The sequence below is a fragment of the Priestia sp. YIM B13489 genome (assembly GCF_042787645.1).
Taxonomy (GTDB): domain Bacteria; phylum Bacillota; class Bacilli; order Bacillales; family Bacillaceae_H; genus Priestia; species Priestia megaterium.
In genome coordinates this window covers 17,281-35,810 of the sequence record NZ_JBHZOQ010000053.1, presented here as the reverse complement: position 1 = coordinate 35,810, position 18,530 = coordinate 17,281, and the positions used below count along the sequence as shown (strand labels likewise).

Annotated in this window: 17 protein-coding genes; 12 read left to right on the top strand and 5 right to left on the bottom strand. The window is 36.0% G+C overall.

The window, feature by feature from the left end; genetic code table 11:
• Window positions 1-644: 644 nt before the first annotated feature.
• Entirely contained in the window at window positions 645-755 is a 111-nt protein-coding gene (locus ACFX4W_RS05890; protein WP_377559318.1) for a hypothetical protein, read from the bottom strand.
• Window positions 756-1,488: 733 nt separating this feature from the next.
• Between ACFX4W_RS05890 and ltrA the strand changes: the two genes are divergently transcribed.
• The 3 genes from ltrA to ACFX4W_RS05875 all read left to right on the top strand — a co-directional run bounded on the left by ltrA (window position 1,489) and on the right by ACFX4W_RS05875 (window position 4,308).
• Window positions 1,489-3,138, top strand: a complete 1,650-nt coding sequence (gene ltrA / locus ACFX4W_RS05885) for a group II intron reverse transcriptase/maturase (protein ID WP_377559317.1) — start codon at window positions 1,489-1,491, stop codon at window positions 3,136-3,138.
• Between the two features lie 174 nt (window positions 3,139-3,312).
• Window positions 3,313-3,528 (top strand): DUF6366 family protein, encoded by a 216-nt coding sequence (locus ACFX4W_RS05880; RefSeq protein WP_057245196.1) that lies wholly within the window; start codon window positions 3,313-3,315, stop codon window positions 3,526-3,528.
• Between the two features lie 279 nt (window positions 3,529-3,807).
• The gene (locus ACFX4W_RS05875) at window positions 3,808-4,308 is read left to right on the top strand and encodes an HTH domain-containing protein (protein WP_258006123.1); all 501 of its coding nucleotides are present in this window, start codon (window positions 3,808-3,810) and stop codon (window positions 4,306-4,308) included.
• A 51-nt stretch (window positions 4,309-4,359) separates the two neighbouring features.
• On the opposite strand, the gene ACFX4W_RS05870 is transcribed toward ACFX4W_RS05875, so the two are convergent.
• Entirely contained in the window at window positions 4,360-4,710 is a 351-nt protein-coding gene (locus ACFX4W_RS05870) for a LuxR C-terminal-related transcriptional regulator (protein WP_377558868.1), read from the bottom strand.
• Between the two features lie 161 nt (window positions 4,711-4,871).
• Entirely contained in the window at window positions 4,872-5,330 is a 459-nt protein-coding gene (locus ACFX4W_RS05865) for a replication/maintenance protein RepL (RefSeq protein ID WP_098250102.1), read from the bottom strand.
• Between the two features lie 641 nt (window positions 5,331-5,971).
• Here ACFX4W_RS05865 and ACFX4W_RS05860 point away from each other — a divergent pair.
• The 4 genes from ACFX4W_RS05860 to mobV all read left to right on the top strand — a co-directional run bounded on the left by ACFX4W_RS05860 (window position 5,972) and on the right by mobV (window position 10,140).
• Window positions 5,972-6,484 (top strand): DUF3967 domain-containing protein, encoded by a 513-nt coding sequence (locus tag ACFX4W_RS05860; RefSeq protein ID WP_377559057.1) that lies wholly within the window; start codon window positions 5,972-5,974, stop codon window positions 6,482-6,484.
• A gap of 177 nt (window positions 6,485-6,661) precedes the next feature.
• The gene (arr, locus tag ACFX4W_RS05855; RefSeq protein ID WP_097824827.1) at window positions 6,662-7,078 is read left to right on the top strand and encodes an NAD(+)--rifampin ADP-ribosyltransferase; all 417 of its coding nucleotides are present in this window, start codon (window positions 6,662-6,664) and stop codon (window positions 7,076-7,078) included.
• Window positions 7,079-7,271: 193 nt separating this feature from the next.
• Complete coding sequence (locus tag ACFX4W_RS05850) at window positions 7,272-8,306, top strand: DUF3231 family protein (protein WP_377559059.1); 1,035 nt, start codon at window positions 7,272-7,274, stop codon at window positions 8,304-8,306.
• A 415-nt stretch (window positions 8,307-8,721) separates the two neighbouring features.
• Window positions 8,722-10,140: a MobV family relaxase gene (mobV, locus tag ACFX4W_RS05845; protein WP_377559316.1), complete on the top strand. Its 1,419-nt coding sequence runs from the start codon at window positions 8,722-8,724 to the stop codon at window positions 10,138-10,140.
• Between the two features lie 440 nt (window positions 10,141-10,580).
• Here mobV and ACFX4W_RS05840 read toward each other — a convergent pair whose 3' ends face one another.
• On the bottom strand, window positions 10,581-11,156 hold the full coding sequence (locus ACFX4W_RS05840) for an MEDS domain-containing protein (RefSeq protein WP_377558888.1): 576 nt from the start codon (window positions 11,154-11,156) through the stop codon (window positions 10,581-10,583).
• A 607-nt stretch (window positions 11,157-11,763) separates the two neighbouring features.
• Between ACFX4W_RS05840 and ACFX4W_RS05835 the strand changes: the two genes are divergently transcribed.
• The 5 genes from ACFX4W_RS05835 (at window position 11,764) to ACFX4W_RS05815 (ending at window position 17,375) form a co-directional block, all read left to right on the top strand.
• Window positions 11,764-12,276: an HTH domain-containing protein gene (locus tag ACFX4W_RS05835; RefSeq protein WP_255255792.1), complete on the top strand. Its 513-nt coding sequence runs from the start codon at window positions 11,764-11,766 to the stop codon at window positions 12,274-12,276.
• 325 nt (window positions 12,277-12,601) lie between these two features.
• Window positions 12,602-13,387, top strand: coding sequence for a cupin domain-containing protein (locus tag ACFX4W_RS05830; RefSeq protein ID WP_377558841.1), 786 nt, complete (start codon window positions 12,602-12,604; stop codon window positions 13,385-13,387).
• Window positions 13,388-14,858: 1,471 nt separating this feature from the next.
• On the top strand, window positions 14,859-15,212 hold the full coding sequence (locus tag ACFX4W_RS05825; RefSeq protein WP_012209755.1) for a plasmid mobilization protein: 354 nt from the start codon (window positions 14,859-14,861) through the stop codon (window positions 15,210-15,212).
• A complete protein-coding gene (locus ACFX4W_RS05820; protein WP_377558842.1) occupies window positions 15,194-16,411 on the top strand; it encodes a relaxase/mobilization nuclease domain-containing protein in 1,218 nt (405 codons plus the stop codon). The genes ACFX4W_RS05825 and ACFX4W_RS05820 overlap by 19 nt, the downstream gene beginning before the upstream one ends.
• A 349-nt stretch (window positions 16,412-16,760) precedes the next feature.
• On the top strand, window positions 16,761-17,375 hold the full coding sequence (locus ACFX4W_RS05815) for a helix-turn-helix domain-containing protein (RefSeq protein ID WP_377558843.1): 615 nt from the start codon (window positions 16,761-16,763) through the stop codon (window positions 17,373-17,375).
• A 302-nt stretch (window positions 17,376-17,677) separates the two neighbouring features.
• Here ACFX4W_RS05815 and ACFX4W_RS05810 read toward each other — a convergent pair whose 3' ends face one another.
• Window positions 17,678-18,244 carry a DUF3967 domain-containing protein gene (locus tag ACFX4W_RS05810; protein WP_377559314.1) on the bottom strand — a complete coding sequence of 189 codons (567 nt, stop codon included), beginning with the start codon at window positions 18,242-18,244 and terminating at the stop codon, window positions 17,678-17,680.
• Between the last annotated feature and the right edge of the window lie 286 nt (window positions 18,245-18,530).

The following is an 18,530-nucleotide window of genomic DNA, read 5'->3' as shown; positions in this document are numbered from 1 at the left end:
TTCTTACATGTGTGGTTGATCATAGCTGCTTTTAATAGTTGATAAAAGTGTAATATATACATGTACATATCTAAAATATAGTATTGGGTTATAATTTGTCCAGTCAAAAGGTAAGCAAAATAAAAAGCCACCCAGTATTTGCAGGACAGGTGGCTTTTTACTATAAAATGCATGTGCAGACACATAATAACATATTTTTGCTATATAGACTATATTTTTCCGTACGAGCATATGTATAAAACATGCGCTTTTTATACATTTTTTTCTCGTTCGTCTCCTACTAAAGCGTTAGTATGTCAAAGATATATAAAAAGCTGCATTAACGAGAAAATATCCTCATCGAGAACCCCTACTGCCACAAGGGTTCTTTTGCTTTCTTGCTTCCTTGAAGATGTTTTATGCTAACTATAAAAAGAAAGATAACATTAGATTATTTGTGTCAGACATTATAACAAAGTTATAGCTTGTTTATATCAGTTTCCGGTAATATAAAGTTAGTTGATTGAAGATTCAGAAATCTTTTTTTACATAAAGACAGCACCTAAATAATTAGGTGCTGTCTTTATGCAGAGTGGACAGACATTTTAATTAAAATACTAGGTATAAAAGTCGAAAAGAGTCTGCTTTCATTCTTCATATTTGAGTTATAACTTTACTTCTAACTCTCTAAGCAGTTGCTTTACTCCCTCACGGCTTAGAATTACTTTTCCTTTTGCCAAGATTAGATTATCTTCGNATAAAACTAATTCAACCATTGCGTTCTAAGACATTTTGGTATGAAACATGGCTAAATCTAAAAGATTTTTATGGTTTGGAGTAATTAGGATTATCGAAAAGAAATTCTTATAGACAAGCCTTTTTTTCATGTTCCTATAACGTATTTTATGGTGCGACAAGAAGTCGCTTTCTTACAGTGTAGCTAACGCTACTCATTTAGACGCAGAGATGATCTCCATCCGAAACGGCATTCTTGGTAACGAGTCTGGCGGTTGCATGAGGAAATGTGGAAACAGAGGACAAATGCATGGTCCAGAATACTGCTAGGAGAAAATAGGCACGGCAAACGAAAGTGAAGGTTTGTAAGCTTCGTCAAGGTTAGCTCAAGATAATGCACAGCTTTGCTTGGGTCTTGGCAAGAGGAACAGTAGATTCATAAAGCTACTCTGATGCGTCCCGCATCTTGCCCGGAGTAAAGAACCTGCCTTCCCCTATTGCATCTGTAGAAAGTGAAACTTGGTAAGCCCTATGTCATCTGCATAAGCAGTAGGATGACTGTAAAGTCAAACAATGTGACAGAGGGTATGGGATATGAGAAAAAGCGAAAGCCGTTACCCTGAAAAGGAACAGGAAAGCAGAATGATTGTATAACTGGACGGATACTGTCGGTTTTACAGACAATGACAGGCTCGAAAGAGCGCCCACTTCTCATGGGTCTTCAACACGAAAATAAATTTGTGGCTATCTTCTAACGAAAAGGAGCGTGCTGTTATGAATACCTCTCTACGAGCGTCGGCGCACGTCTCGCATAAAGATTGGTACTCTATTGATTGGAGTATTATACAAAAATATGTAGGGAAGTTACGACAAAGAATTTATCGTGCCGAACAGCAAAATCAACAAAGAAAAGTAAGGAAACTTCAACGTTTACTCCTACGGAGTAAAGCAAATCTACTGCTTTCCATTCGCAGAGTAACACAACAAAATAACGGTAAGCGAACACCTGGTGTAGATGGCTATACGGCTTCAAAACCAAGCGAACGTATCAAACTTTATAAACAAATAGTTAAATGTAATGTCTTTCGACATCGTCCAAAGCCAGCAAAACGAACGTTTATCCCGAAGAAAAATGGAAAAATGAGACCTCTCGGTATCCCCACGATACGAGATCGAGTGTATCAAAACATAGTAAAAAACGCACTCGAACCACAATGGGAGGTCAAGTTTGAACCAACTTCTTACGGTTTTCGTCCTAAACGAAGCACACACGATGCTATAAGTAATCTTTTTAATAAGCTTAACACGAATAGTAAGAAAAAGTGGGTATTTGAGGGAGATTTTTTAGGATGCTTTGACCATCTTAATCATGATTGGATAGTAGAACAAACATCTATGTTTCCAGGAAACACTCTCATCAAAAGATGGCTTAAAATGGGTTACATAGAGCAGGATATGCTTCGTACGACAACAGAAGGAACCCCTCAAGGGGGAATTGTGTCTCCCCTTCTAGCTAATATCGCCTTATGTGGTATGGAAGAAGAGATTGGTATTGTTTATAAAAAGACATACAAACCAAACGGAGGATACGCAATTGATCCAAAATGTAAGATAGGGCGTGTTCTCTACGCAGATGACTTCGTCATCGTAACGGAAACGAAGGAACAAGCTGAAAGTATGTATGGGAAACTCACCCCTTACCTACGAAAACGAGGAATTACACTTAGCAGGGATAAAACTAGGGTTACACATATTGAGGACGGGTTTGATTTTCTTGGCTTCTCGCTGCGCCAATACAATACGGGACAAGGAAAGAAACTATTTATCAAACCTAGCAGAGACAGCATTAAAAAAGCTAAAAATAAGATAAAAGATACGTTCTCTGTGATGAGAGGACGACCGGTAAAAGAAATAATACGTGTTCTAAACCCGATTATTCGTGGCTACGGACACTATTGGAAACATGTCGTATCTAAAAATACTTACGACTACATGGACAATTATATTTTTCTAAAAGTGAGAAAACACCTGAAACAATTGCACCCAAAGAAATCGAGAAAATGGATTAGCAAGCGTTATTTTAAGAAACCCCACCACGGTGGAAATAATAGATGGATTCTCACATGTCCACTTACTAACATTCAATTGTTAAAGATGTCCTGGATTAAGATAGAACGACATGTCATGGTAGCCTACAAAAACAGCCCAGATGATCCGAGTCTAAAAGAGTATTGGGAAAAACGAGACCGTAAGGTCTTTAACAATGAAAATACATTCGATAGGATGAAACTTGCAAGAAAACAAGGATATCGTTGTGCATTGTGTAAGCAGACTCTACAAAATGGAGAAAAAGTTACAGTGCGAAACCTAGAGGTTTCTACAAGTACATCTACTAAGTTAGTACATGTACCGTGTATTAAATAAGTTGTTCGGATAAAAAGAAGGCTTGAGCCGTATGACGGGAAATCTGTCACGTACGGTTCTTAGGGGGGCGGGTGCTCGTGAGAGTGCCTGCCTACCCGACTTAAGTACAGCTATATGCAGTTATCCACTACTTTACCATAATATGTTAGACTTGTAGTAAACGGTGGTGGGACGATGAGTAATGATAAAGAAAAGCCAGAAAGAATGAGAGAAAATTTAAAACAAGAAGAAATAAAAAGAAACCCAACTGGAAATCTTAATGACGCTTTCAATCGAAATGAAGCTGGAAACCTTTCTGGTTTAGCAGGTAGCTTAGGATGGAAAGGTCTTGGTGTGCTCATTCTTGTAATTGTTATAGGCTTCATAGTCGCATCTATATTTTTAAGGTAATACAAACGATTTCTAAAAGAGGAACAGCTGATTAGCTGTTCCTCTTTTAGATTAGTACCGATAATTGGTTTTATGTTAACTAAAAGGCGAAAAAGCCATCTTTGGGGAAGATGGCTTTTTCTACTGATAAATATTAGGTTGTAAGTTGAGTCCTAAAAGACTTCTTGAGTATCTTGCTCAAAGATTGAAATAACTATGCAGCTGAAAAAATATAGCAGGAAATATCATGTTGCATTTGAATACTAGTACTATACTCTTAAAACGAAAATGGGGGCTAGTATGATGCTGGTAAAAAAGATGTTAAATGGCATTATGATGAAAGAAATCACCATTAAAGAATTAGCTGATCAGTATGGTGTAAGTACTCGTACCATTCAATCAAAGATTAAGAAATTAGGTTATGAATGGGACAGTAAGGAAAGCATTTATCGCTATGTTGGAGAAGAATCAGAGCCTTTAGATATTGATTTTAGTACCCTTATCTCTAAAAACAGTAAAATGCCAGCAGAACAAAAGCTAGCTACTAGCGAAGTAGCAGCTAGTACGAGCTATGTTGATGAAAGTGAAAGTACGAGCACTAGCTCTTCAAAAGCTAGCACAGTAGATGCAATTGACCTCTTGCTACAAAGTCCAAAAGATCGTTCAAAAAGAGTATATCGAGGGTTTTATTTTGATGATGATGTGTTAAGCATTATTGATCGAGTTCCAAAGAGTTATAAATCTGAATTGGTGAATGAAGCGCTAAGAAAAGTTTTTAAGGAAAAAGGATTATTAGACTAAAAACAAAAAGCAGGCTTAAGCCTGCTTCTTTAGCCTTTAAGGCTATTATAGTTAAGAAATACGTATTAGTTTTTGTGAAGGTTCTTGATGTAGATTCTGAAATTGTTGAATAGCGTCTGTCATAGATTCAGTATTTAATTTCTTTAAGATACTTTTTCTTTGATTTTTAATGGTGCTTTCTTCTTTATGAAGCATTCTTTGTATTTCTGAAATAGAGTGACCATCAATAGCAAGAGCAAAGACTTCTTGTTCTGCTTTAGTAAACTGATTCATGAAGACTTTCTCTTTTAGCATTTTACATTCTTCTTCTACACTTTTTAGTCGAGCAACTTCATCTACTAAATCGGAAGCTAGACTTAGAACATGTTCAATGCCTATTAATAATTTTTCAGTTTGATCCATGATAAGACCCTCCTATTTTTTGAGGGCAACCCATGTTATAATACTACTGTTAAGTTGAGTATTATGTTTTTCGCATGGGGTGTTTCTCTGCCAGGAGAAATGCCCTTTTTCATTTTGTTGTGTCTAATCTTGGTGTTAAACGTTTGAATCACCTCCTTAATTTATTTATCTTCCTTGTTATCAATCTCGTTATATTGCATTAAAACGTTTAATCTTGAGTTTTTACCGCCCTTAAAGATCTTATCTGGATTGATTTGATAGGTTCCAGCTCTAATCTTTTTAAGAAAGTCTGATTCTTGTAGAGCTTTCATTGTTTCAGCAATCGTAGGCTGAGAAATTCCTAATTTCTGTTCAATTTCTTTATAAGTCATTAAAAACATGTTCTCGCTATTAAGGTTATCCATTATGAATGTAAGAACTTTAAGTTTCTTATTACCTATTAAATCAAGACTTTCAACTATATGACCTAACCAAATTTTATGGAAATTAGCATCTCGTTCTTCAATGCTTATAACTTCCATTTCTTCGATTTCTCCAGTCTCTGAGTTTATGTATTTTTTTGTTCCTACAACTTTTGTTGCTTTTCTAGTTACTCCTTTTTTGCGTTTGTAATTAGACATTTTTTTAACTCCTTTATAGAAAAATAATCCAGTCTCTTTTTCATATTTTGAGTATATAATAACAAGAGACTTAAGTAAACACTTAAATCTTATTTAAGTAAACACTTAAAAAAATTTAAGTGAACACTTAAAAAAATTTAAGTGAACAAATCACCCTCAAGCCCTTGATATAAAAGGGTTTGTCTAACATTTCACCTTTTTTTCACTCTTATCTATTAATATATTTGCTATTTTTAATGCAAGGTTCGAGTAGTATTTTTTCAGAAAGTCACTGAAAAAATCTCCACTCTTTTCTCCTTGCATTAAAAATTTCGGCAGGGTTGGTTATATCGCCAAGCCGAACATACCCAAAACGAAGTTTAAGATGATCGGCTTGTGACGGCCATTATACCTGCCGAACCGCCAGAGCAGCCGTCCATAGTTGGTGATTTTGCTGAAAATAGATTACACAAACGGGGACTAGTCCCCGAACCCCTAGCCAGCACGCCACCCCAAAACGAACGGGGTTGCACGGGTAAAGTTGTAACTCATAATTAAAGCGAATAGCATGCATGGGGGGCGTTCTTTGTTATTCTTTAAAGGACATTTTAGGTGAGAAATATAACTATTTATATAAATACGCGTGCATGGGAGGGAACGGCATGTCAGATACAAAGCTTGGCCAAGAACCAGCTTATTGGACTAGTGAAGTAGCAAAGAAACTTGAGGTGTCAGATAGCACTTTAAGAAAGTGGTGTATTCAATTGGAGGCCACAGGTTATAAATTTATTAAAGGAGAGAATGATAGTCGGGCTTTCACTAAACATGACTTAAACGCTTTACAACTATTTAAGCAAATCGTAAAAGTCCAAAGGAAAACCAAAGAAGTAGCATCTTTAGAAGTGGTTGAGCGTTATGGTGCACGGCAAGGAACGCCCCCCATGCAACCTGCACAAATGGCCGTTCAAGCTCATGAGTTCAAAGATAAAATTGATGATATGGCTCAAAGTATTGAAGAAATAAAAAAACAATTACATGAACAAATGGAATTTAATAAAAAGCTTGTAGAACGTATGGATCAGCAAAGTATGAGTCATATACGTGAAATTCAGGAAACAAGAAAGCAACTTGCTGCTACCCAAGAAAAAAAGAAGTGGTGGGAATTTTGGAAATAAAAAAAGACTGCTGGTTATTCAGCAGTCTTTTTTTATTTAAATGATTTGTTTACGGTAACATCTTACTCTCTACTTATATTATAACTCTATTTGGAAATTATTTATAGACTGTTTTTTCACTCATGTCCAGCCTTATACTGTTATACGCAAGTCAAAAAGTATAAAGGGTGTGGCTATATGAATGATAAGAAAAATGTCTTAGATCCTGGTCCGTTTTTTCATGGTACTAAAGCAGAACTGAAAATTGGAGACCTGCTTGAACCGTTGTACTTATCCAATTATCAGGATAAAAAATCTAACCATATCTATTTTACTGGAACATTAAACGCTGCTAAATGGGGTGCTGAATTAGCAAGGTCTAATTCAAAAGAGAGAATTTATATTGTGGAACCATTAGGCGATTTTGAAAATGATCCAAATTTAACGGATAAAAAGTTCCCTGGAAACCCAACACGTTCATATAGATCTAAATCTCCTTTGAAAATAGTAGCTGAATTAGGTTCATGGGAAAGGCATTCCGATGAAGAAATAAATCATATGCTTACATCTTTAAAAAAGTTAAGTGAAGAAGGAAAGAATATAATATACGATTGATTTTCATATTATTAAAATTCTAGCCAAATGCCTGATTAACAATAAAGGCCGCCTTATCAGCTAATAGATAATGGGCGGTCTTTGTTATACATACAATTGTTATCTATATACACAAATGATAAAATTTAGGATTTAAAGAATATATATTATTTAAATGATAAACCTAAGAAAAAATAGGCTTAGGAGATTACAAATGGAACCAATTAAACCAACTAAAGTGGGATCAAAAAAATCAAATCTCAGCGAAAAGCTGTTATCTGCAGAATTGGGGAAACTTTGGGCAACCTATATGGGCAATAGCATGTCCACATGTATTCTAAGCTACTTTCTTAGACATGTTGAAGATCAAGATATAAAAAAATTATTGGAAAACGCTCTAAATTTAAGTAAAGAATTTCAGAAAATCATAAAAGATATTTTCATAAAAGAGAACTTTCCTATCCCTCAGGGCTTTACAAAAGAAGATGTTAATCTTGACGCTCCAAGATTATTTGAAGATGAGTTCTATGTATATTATTTAAAGTACGTATCTAAAGTAGGACTTAGTCTTTATAGTGTAGGAATCCCCTTAATATATAGAGATGATGTAAGGGAATTTTCCCTTTATTGTATGGAATCAACTATAAAATTGGGGGAAGATATCAAAGATATTTCAATGAATAAAGGGTTAGCTATTAAATCGCCTATTATTCCCACACCACAAAAAGTAAATATAGCACACAAAAATTATCTAAAAGGTTTTATTGGCGATGTTAGACCCTTACATGCATTGGAAATTGCTCATTTATACGATAATTTAGAGACTAACCTGGCAAGCAAGGCTTTAGTAATGGCGTTTAGTCAAGTTACAAAAACGAAGAAGGTTAGAGAGTTATTTGTAAAAGGAGAAGAACTAACTGATAAAATAGTTGAAGGTTTTATACAAAAACTTCATCATGATAATTTGCCTTCCCCCTCATTAATTGATCATTTAGTAACAACTTCAACAACTTCTCCTTTTTCCGATAAATTAATGGTATTTCATAAAATGGATATGTTTTCAATGAGAGTACGAAACTTTGGAAACTCAATGGCTGTAAACGGAAGACGCGACTTAGCGCTAATGTATGCAAAATCTTTAAAGGATATATCAGATTTTGTTCATGATGCCGCGGATATCATGATAGAAAATGGGTGGATGGAAACTCCACCTGAAGCTGCGGATAGAGAAGATTTAGCTTCAGAGTAGGAACTACGCCATTGTCAATGGTAAGCGGACCGTAGGGAGCATTAAGGAATTGACAATGTCACTACACCAAAGACCCTCTTGGCACTCAAACAAACACGTTTGTTTGACGCCAACCGGCGAGGGAGCCCCCTCAAAAAAGTGAGGGGGTTGGGGGAGTTTTTTAGGTGGGGTTAAGGGGAAGATTTCCCCTTACAGGTGGTGGACGGCGTCCACGGTCTTCATGAAAAAGGGCATCCGTTTAGGATGTCTTTTTTCATTTTGGCGGAGCCAAACACAGGGAGGAACTCCGACCGCCACCTCGTAGAGCGCGCTCCCAATTTTATCGAAGATGAAAAATTGGTGTAGTGCGTTACACCAAATCTAAAGTTGTGGTATGCTATACCTAAGTACAGTGGTCGAAATGGGGGATTGAGGGATGGCAAAATATGGGATTATCCGCATGCAAAAGTTCCACAAAGACGCAATATTGGGGATCCAGAAACACAACCAACGAGAAGGCGAGAACAGTAAAAATAAAGACATCGATTCAACCAGAACGATGCTCAACTATGACTTTGTGAACGAGGACAAAATTAAGTACCATGAAGAAATTAAGAAGATGACGGCCACCCGTGTGAAACGAAAAATTCGGAATGATGCGGTCCTGGTGGCAGAGTTCTTTGTATCGGCCAGTCCGGAGTATATGCATGCGATGTCGCCAGACAAGCAGCGCAAATATTTTGAAGCATCACTGGACCATATAGCCGGTAAGTATGGCCAACAGAACATTTTATATGCTGTGGTACATAACGATGAAGCAACGCCACATATGCACGTGGGTTTTGTTCCCATCACGGATGATCGGCGCTTGGCGGCGAAAGAGTACTTTCATGGGAAAACGAAGATTCGTAGAATTCAAGATGATTTTCACAACTACATGAACAAACGTGGCTATGACATTGAGCGTGGCGAGCCGAGCGAGCTGCAGCATAAAAGTGTTCATGAATTTAAGAAACAAGAACGAGAAAAAGAGCTAAAGCAATTGGAACAGCAAGTAGCTCATAAGGAAAAAGAGATTAAAAGAATCGACATGGTTCGACAAATGAAAGAAACAGATATTGTAGAGATACGTAGTGATAAGCGAATTGAAGAACTATGCAGCCAACCTATTGAACTGGAGGCGGCCAAGACAGTCATGGGTTCCAAAGTAAAGGTGGAAGAATCAGATTTTCATGAGCTTATTAGTCTTACCAAAGAGCTGCAGCAAACATTGGCGGCCGAGCATGAGCGTACGCATGCGTTGAGTCACGAAGTGGATCGTTATGAGAAAGAGAATAAAGCATTAAAGCATGATTTGAGCGAGACTAAGCAAGAATTGCAGATATACGTGACGCATCAAGATGGCGAAGTGGAGAAGGCTAAGAAACAAATGCGCCAGAAGCTCGTCCGTGATTTTTCAGCTGAACAAAAAGAAAAGGTCAAAGATGAGGTTAAGAGAGAGCTAGAGAAGCAATATGAAGCTCATATAAGCTCTCTGAGCGATGATTTAATGGTTGAGAAGCAGAAACATGAGAAAACGAAAAAAGAGCTTGTAGAGGCAAATGAAGTGAATAATAGCTTAACAAAAATGAACATTGATTATATAGAGAATTATGTACCAAAAGAAGAGCTTGATAAAGTGAATCACGAGGTTAATGAATTACGAAAAGAAAATAAGACATTAAAAGCTTGGAAGGAAAAAGCATTGAATTGGATTGATAAGCATGTTGAGAAGATGAAGCAAATTTCATTCTTTCAACATGTTGGTGGAATTCAAAAACGAAATAAAAGACAAGATCAGGAAATTGAAAGATAGTGATATAAAATTTAGCTAAGAACAGCAAGCATAAGAGCAATTTGAGTCAACAGAATCTCCTTCAAACTAGAATCAGTACAGGTAGAGTGTTGTTCTACTAAAAATAATAGTTCTCTGTTGAATAATAGGAGTTCGTATCTATTTAACATGAGGTTTCTCCTTTTTTATACAAACTATTTTTTAAAAGCTCTTAGCAAAATAAATAGTTTTATATACACAAAAAAGCCATCTCATTCTATGGGCATTGGCTTTGCATAGAAATGAGATAGCTTTTTTACAGGGTTCGAACGTATAACAATTATCGAAAAGATAGCTGCAAATTAATAGTATCATCTTTTTTCCATAAAAACTATATTTTTCCGTTATAGAATTAAAGGAGTGGTAGCTCTAAAAAGAGAAATAAAAAACGCTTAAGCAATTATACTCAGTGTTCTTTTATTTTATTTCATATCAGTCGATGATGGATATTGTTCAGAGAGGATTAAATCATCTTCTACAAGAACATAAGGGTGTGTTTCCATCAAAATATTCCTAAGGTATTTTGGCATTCTTTCACTTTTATACGCACAAATTAATGGGAAGGATAATTGATTCACAGCGCTATCCACTATCTTTTCAAAATCTTCGATTAGATGCAGAGGATCTTCCATACTACTCCATTCTACATGTGCCCATGATCGAAAAGAAATTCCTTTTTCTAGGTAAGGCTGTACAGTTTTATTAAAGTAATCGAGAATTGCAGGGGGATGATAACTACCACTTGAATAATAGAAATCGAAATTGTTAATACGGTTTATCATTTTCATTTGATCTGTGGTCAATAGTGTTTTTAGTTCGTTATGAATGAAAGGATATAAACGGTCATTTTCAATAATAACAATGCAATCTCCCGCAAAAATTCCATCCTGGATATAATTTACGGCTTGTTTTATATAACTCTCTGACTCGTTATAGGAATACAGTACATGAACACTCTTTTGGTCTTCAAACAACTGATTCATTTTATTTTTGAACACATAATCCCTTCTTTCTTCTATCTCTCTAATTATACTTGGACTATGTAAATTGAATACAGTGGTAATTTTTTTATTTATACTTTATCGTAGCTTAACATATGAATAAAAGGTGCACTTTTTATTCATTCTTTCACTAATCGCTTACTGAAAAAACGTTGGTTTATCAAGGATGTATAAAAAGCTGCATACTCCGGAAAAAGAACCCTCGGCGGAACCGTTCTGCGACAAGGGTTCTTTTTTGTGGTGTGTTCCGGAAAGAGTGATTATGTTAACTACCTTTGTATATGATATACAGCTTAAAAGCGAAAAAGCTACTGGAACCTTTTCAGTAGCTTTTTCTATACTCTATTTATGTCGAAGACAGATGACTTCTTAAGTAGTTTGCTTAAACTAATGAATTTTATTCTTAAATAATCTAAAAAAAAGAAAGCTGTCAGGGAGGACAGCCTTCTTTTTCATAAGGTTGCAGTGGAAGACGCCGTTCAGGCATCTTGAGTAGTTTGCTCAAAGACTAAAATAACTATGCAGCCTTGAAAATTATAGCAGGAAATATCATGTTGCATTTGAATACTAGTACTATACTTTTAAAACGGAAGTGGAGGCTAGTATGATGCTGGTAAAAAAGATGTTAAATGGAATTATGATGAAAGAAATCACAATTAAAGAATTAGCTGATCAGTATGATGTAAGTACTCGTACCATCCAATTAAGAATTAAGAAACTAGGATATGAATGGGACAGTAAGCAAAGTATTTATCGTTATATTGGGGAAGAGCCAGAACCTTTAGACCTTGATTTTAATACCCTTATTTCTAAAAATAGTAAAGTGCCAGCAGAACAAAAGCAAACTAACAGTGAGATAGCAGCTAGTGTTAGCTATCTGAATGAAAGTGAAAGTACTAGCGATAGCGTTTCAAAAGCTAATACAACTACTAGCAAAGTAGATGCTATTGATCTATTGCTCCAGAGTCCAAAAGATCGTTCTAAAAGAGTGTATCGAGGCTTTTATTTTGATGACGATGTGTTAAATATTATTGATCGCGTCCCTAAAAGTTATAAATCTGAATTAGTAAATGAAGCTTTGAGAAAAGTATTTAAAGAAAAAGGATTATTAGACTAAATAAAAGTTAAAAATAACTCATATATGAGTTAAAAATAACCCCTATAAGGGTTAAAACTAACTTGTATATGAGTTATTCTTCTCTTTCAAAAAAACCTTATAAACCCTTATATATCAACGTTTATATCAATATATGAAATTCTTTTTTCTTCTTTTATTTTTTAAGGTGTTCCGAAAATTAACATTATATTAAGTAAAATTGTATAGAGTATTCATTATTTCTTTGGGTTAGGTTAATTGCCTATTATTATCCATGTGGCATACCTTTAATTAGGCAACTGCATAGGATGAAAAGGTAAAATAAAACCATAAGAGGAGAATGAATATGCATCATAGATCATCTTATCACCATCAATGGCATTATCCGATGTATTACAATTGGAATCCAAATTGCTATAATTGGAATAATAATTATTCGAACAAGGAAGATTTTTATTACAAAAACGGTAAATTGAAAGATTACGGGCCAAAGCCATTTGTCGTTAATATCAATGAAGCAACGAAGCAAAATAATATGTATCGTACTGCTTTATGGACTGGAACCCATTTGCAAGTTACTTTAATGAGTCTCAATGTTGGCGAAGATATCGGTTTGGAAATGCATTCTGACGTTGATCAATTCTTACGTATTGAACAAGGTCAGGGAATTGTTCAAATGGGCAAGAGTAAAAATAATTTAAACTTTAAAAGAAATGTCTATGATGATTCTGCAATATTTATACCTGCTGGAACATGGCATAATCTAACCAATACCGGTAATACTCCTCTAAAACTTTACTCGATATATGCTCCTCCTAATCATCCATTTGGCACTGTTCATGTTACTAAAGAAGATGCTATGGCTGCGGAAGAAGCCCACAACCATAGCAATGGAAATACATTGATTTCTGGCAAGACTCCGGATGAATGGGTACAGTACACAGAATTTCTGGTAAATGAAGGGCTAGAGGATGTTAAAAGAGGAATAAATGCTACACACATTCTTCAAGAATTTATTCTAATGGGAGTTCTTGTGGGGAAAGGGTATTCTCCTGAAAAAGCATATGAAACAGTAGAAGAATGGGAACGTACAGGGAAATCTAAACTTCTCCAGCAAAGCAAAAATATGTAGAAAGGATCTTCTTTTAGAAGATCCTTTTTCAGTACCGATAAAATCCATTATGGAAACTAATTTTGTATAGCATATACAGCTTAAAAAACAGAAAAAACTCCACAGGCGGTCGGGAGTTTTTTCTGTTACTTGGATTGTATGCAATTGGGTTCTATGAGAGGATGCTTTATAGCATCTTGAGTAGTTTGCTCAAGATGTTATAAAGCATTCATTTTTATAATTATTAAATAAAAAGAAACAGACTTGTTAGGAAGTCTGCAACTGCAACAAGAAATAAAGCTATTTACATACAACAGGTATTGTATATGATCAAGCGAACTTTAGCAGTCTGCCCTATTGAGGAGATTCTATACTTTATTGACCTTAGGTAGACTAGATTTGTATATCGTATATATTTTTAAAAAAGAAAAGACCACCTCTTCCCAGTTAAAAGAGATGGTCTTCCTTTATTCGTTGAATTGTAGTCGTAAATGACTCTATTACAGCGTCTTGTTTAGTTTGCTCTAATTATTTTTGTGTTATACATCTGGACAATTTGCTTAGTGATGGGCAGCAACATATATTATGTATGACAAATACGACAACTCTTACTCTATTTTCATCCTTTGTAAGGATGGCAAAAAGCCCATGAACTAATTCATGGGCTTCTTTCTAATAGCAATATATGAACTAGAGATCTATTTGAAGAGCAAGGAGGTTGCTCAATATTATAGTATGCAAAGTAATGAAAAAGGTTTGGACAGGCGTTCATTTTATCTAAGTTTTTACTAATTCTTTCTTATAAAATATATTTTCGGTCAATAGAGGCTAGTCTTTTATACAAGGTACGAGTCGTATTTTTTAAGAAATCCACTTAAAAAATCTCCACTCTTTTCTCCTTGTATAAAGACTTTCGGCAGGTTTGGATCTCTCGCCAAGCCGACATACCCAAAACAAAGAATATAAGGAATCGGCTTGTTTACGCAAGTATACCTGCCGAACCGCCTGTTCATCTGTTCAGAAGTAACAATCTTACTCCAAGATTAGCAACACATTAAAAACATAAGAAGCCAGCCTCTACCCCAAAACAAAGAGGGAGATAAGCTGCATTGTCAATGGTAAGCGGACCGTAGGGAGCATTAAGGAATTGACAATGTCTCTGCACCCAAACCCTCTTGGCACTCAAACAACCACGTTTGTTTGACGCCAACCGGCGAGGGAGCCCCCTCAAAGTTTTGAGGGGGTTGGGGGTGTTTGTAGAAGCCATTCCAAAGGAGCTTTCCTTTGGCAGGTGTGGACAGCGTCCGCGGTTTGGCTCCCCCTTGAAAAGGGGGCTGGGGGGATTGTTATGCCAGGCATAACCAAGCTCAATTGGGTACCAATTGTAGAGCTTGCCTTATTCCGACTGTTTGGTGTATTATGGAAGCATACAGCTGGAATTTTACACCAAGTTCACCACGCCCAGTAGGTGAACATAAGGAGGAATAAAGGAATGAGCGAGACGAAAGGCGAGCGTAGGAACGAGCCTAAACAGGTGAAGTTCCGTGTCACTGAAGAGGAATTTGAACGGCTATCGCTGATGGCGGATAACGTAGGAATGACGGTGCCTGCCTTTGTGAAAGCAAAGGCACAGGGTACCCGCGTACGACAGCCGAAGATCAATCGTGAGGGTGCTCTGGCAATTGCGAAGGAATTGCGTGCTGTGGGTACCAATGTGAACCAAATTGCGAGATGGTGCAATGCACGAGACATCGAACAATTAAGTGAACAGGAGCTTGAGAGATTGGTATACAATCTCGACGAAATTAAAAAGGGATTGGCTGCAGCATGGCAACAATTAAGCTGAGTACGACGAAAAATGCCAATGCGTTACTGAAGTACGCTGAGAAGCGTGCTGAGGTATCAAATTCGCTTGATTGCGATGTGGACTATGTTCGGAACCAATTTAAGGCTACAAGGGAAATATGGGGAAAAAACGGCGGCATACAGGCCCATCATGTGATTCAGTCATTTAAGCCAGATGAAGTGGATCCCCAGCAAGCCAATGAAATTGGGTTACAACTAGCTGAGAAAATGGCAAAAGGTCATGAGGTGGCCGTCTATACACACACGGATAAGGATCATATCCATAACCACATCGTGATTAATGCGGTGAACTATGAGGATGGCCGAAAGTTTCATGCCCATGGCCAAGAAGCCATTGACCATTTTCGTGAGGTAAGCGATCAGTTATGCAAGGAGCATGGCCTCTCCATTGTGGAAGAACGCTCGGCCAATGTTCGCTACACATTAGCTGAACAATCCTTACTTGAGAAAGGTGAGTCTAGTTGGAAGGATGAAATTCGGACGGCCATTGATTCTTCAAAAGAACAAGCAACTAGTTTTGAAGAATTCCAGGAACGTTTAAAAGACCAGGGCGTCCAAGCAATGCTACGAGGTAAAAACATCACGTATGAGCATCTAGAATCGAATAAAAAGGTACGTGGCACGAAATTAGGGTTGGCGTACGAAAAGGAGACGATTTTACATGGCTTTGAAAGACAAGTTACAAGAGAAAGAGAAACAGCAAGTTCAGCAGAAAGAGGAGTTACAACAGTTACAGCAGTTATATCAGGAGATGATCTTACGTCTCAGAGCAACAGAGGGCTATCTCTCGACGTTCCTGAAAGAAAACATGAACAAAGAGATGATGATCGAACAAGAGCTCAAGGAGATCAAACAGACGAGCCAAGACGTACAGAGGGAAATGGAATTGACTTCGATGACGTTGCTCAGCAAATTAGAGAACGACATCGTCACACACAAGCAGTATACAAACGAAACTTTGGCCGAGATGAAGACGGCCATCAGAGCATTGCACAGCGAAATGAAACAGAATCAGGAATTTTTGAGCAAAGAGTTTCAAACAAACAATCAAGCAATCAAGGACGAGCTAGAGAAGATCAACAACAACCTGGGGAGCAAGTTCGACAGCTTGAGCGCGACAGCGAAGGAGGAACTCAGCGAGGTCGAAAAAAACAGCAAGACTATGATATCGAACGCTAAGTTAGGGGTAGCATTTAATGGTTGGCTAGATTGGGTGAAATATGGGGCTGGTGCAGCTGTCTTTATGGTACCTATGTTTTTCTTGTTTAAATGGTTTTTTGGGTTATTTGGAATTAGTTTAGGATAAAAAAGTAGTCTTGTGCAGAATTAGTTGAAAAACTGCGAAAAGACTAGAAAAAGAGGGAATTTATTGATAGTGTTGAAAGTAGTATAAATGAGAAAAACCGCCAAAGCTTTGGACGGCAGGCGGTTTTTCATAAGAGAAAGGGAATTGGTCCCTTATACACATATTGATGTACATATTCTATCATAAGGGACTAATTCCTGCCACATAGGGAGAGGAATTAGTATGGTTAAAAACGAAAAAAACTTATCAAGTTTAGGACAATCTTTATCAGAGGCCAATAAAAAGGCTAGATTGAAAGACCTTCAAAATGAACAAATTTTAAGTCATGAAGAAATGGAAAAAGCCAATGAACTTCAAGCTAAAGCTAATGCAGCTGGAATGAAGTTAGTTCCCCAAAGGAAAGTTAAAAATAAAGCTCGCTTTGTTCAAATAATACAAGAGAATTGGGCTTATCTTCAAAATATAGGTTATTTAAAAAATGAAGAAATTATATTTCTAATGAGTTTGATTCCGTTTATTGGTTTTTCATCTAATGCTATTGTAGATGATCCTAAGAAGAAACAGCCTATACCTTTGACTCAAAGGGCTTTATCACATGCTTTAGGTACAAGTGAATCAAAGGTTAGTAGAGTCGTTAAGTCTTTGTATAGTAAAGGAATCATCGCACGCTCAGAAGGCTATGTAGAGGATAATAACGTTAAAACCTATGCGTTATTTATTAACCCTCATGTTCTTTATGCAGGTGATCGAGATAAAATAGAAGAAGGTTTAAAAATTCAATTTGTAAAGTTAATGAAATCAAAAATTTTAAGTAAACTTCCTGTTAGATTTTTTTAAAAGACTCTTGTAGAAGAGTCTTTTTTTATTTTTAAGCTAGTTTCGTACTTATCAAATTTGATAAGTATACTTATCAAATTTGATAAGTACGAAACTAATATAAAATCCTTTATTATCAAGGCTTCAACCTACTTTAATTATGTTGTACCTTCTCACTCTCTATTTAAATAGCAATTCGCTTATAGAATTGCAAGGGTCTTTTTATAATTTTTTCGTTAGAAAAATAATAGCCTAAAGGCTAAAAAAACGTCTCAAGACGGTCATCTTTTAATTAAAAAAACTACCCAATCAATTTGAGTAGTTTAACGTAACCATAATTGCCACCATTTCTTTTTAGCTTGTTCTTTTGATAAGCTAGTAGCTATTTCTTTTTGTGATTCTTGCATTTCTCTCAATGTTGTAACCAATGTTTTATCCCTTTGTTCCAAGCTATCTTTTATGTATGCTTCTTGTTTTAAGAATTGTTTTTTGAATTCTTCTTGCTGTTTTTCTATAATTTCATTTTGACTCTTTACTAATTGTTTCAACTCATCTAATTCTGTCATAACAGTTGTGACCTTATTAGTTATAACCGTTATATCTTCTGTTGTAACAGTTATGTCCGTTATATCAGTTGTGTCAGTTATAACTTTACCGTTTACAATCTCCTTTACAGCCTTTGGAACTGTCATGCCTTTTTCATTTTTTAAAAGTATCAATTCTTTAAATAAATTTATATCATCTTGTGAAAACAAGAGTTGTCCTTGCTGATTACGTTTAAAGTTATAACCATGCTCTTCAAAAAGTAAATAATATTTCTTTGCAGTTGAAGTGGTAACTCCAATAGCTCTTGCTAATCCATCTACTTTTTCATAGAATTCCATGTACATAACAGTTATAACCTCCAATTTATTAAGGATCATAACTATTATAACACCCTCAAATAAGATATTAGTGTCTTAAAGAAAATAAAAAAGCAACCTCGGGCATTGGAAAACGAGGTTGCTTTTTAAGGGATTACACCTATGAAAGTGTAAAAAATCAATTCGTTTAAATAATATCATTTTTTTAACATAAATACTATATTTTTCTTATTTTACATATGAATAAAAGGTGCACTTCTTATACATTCGTTTTTTCTCTACCTACTGAAAAAACGTTGATTTATCAACGATG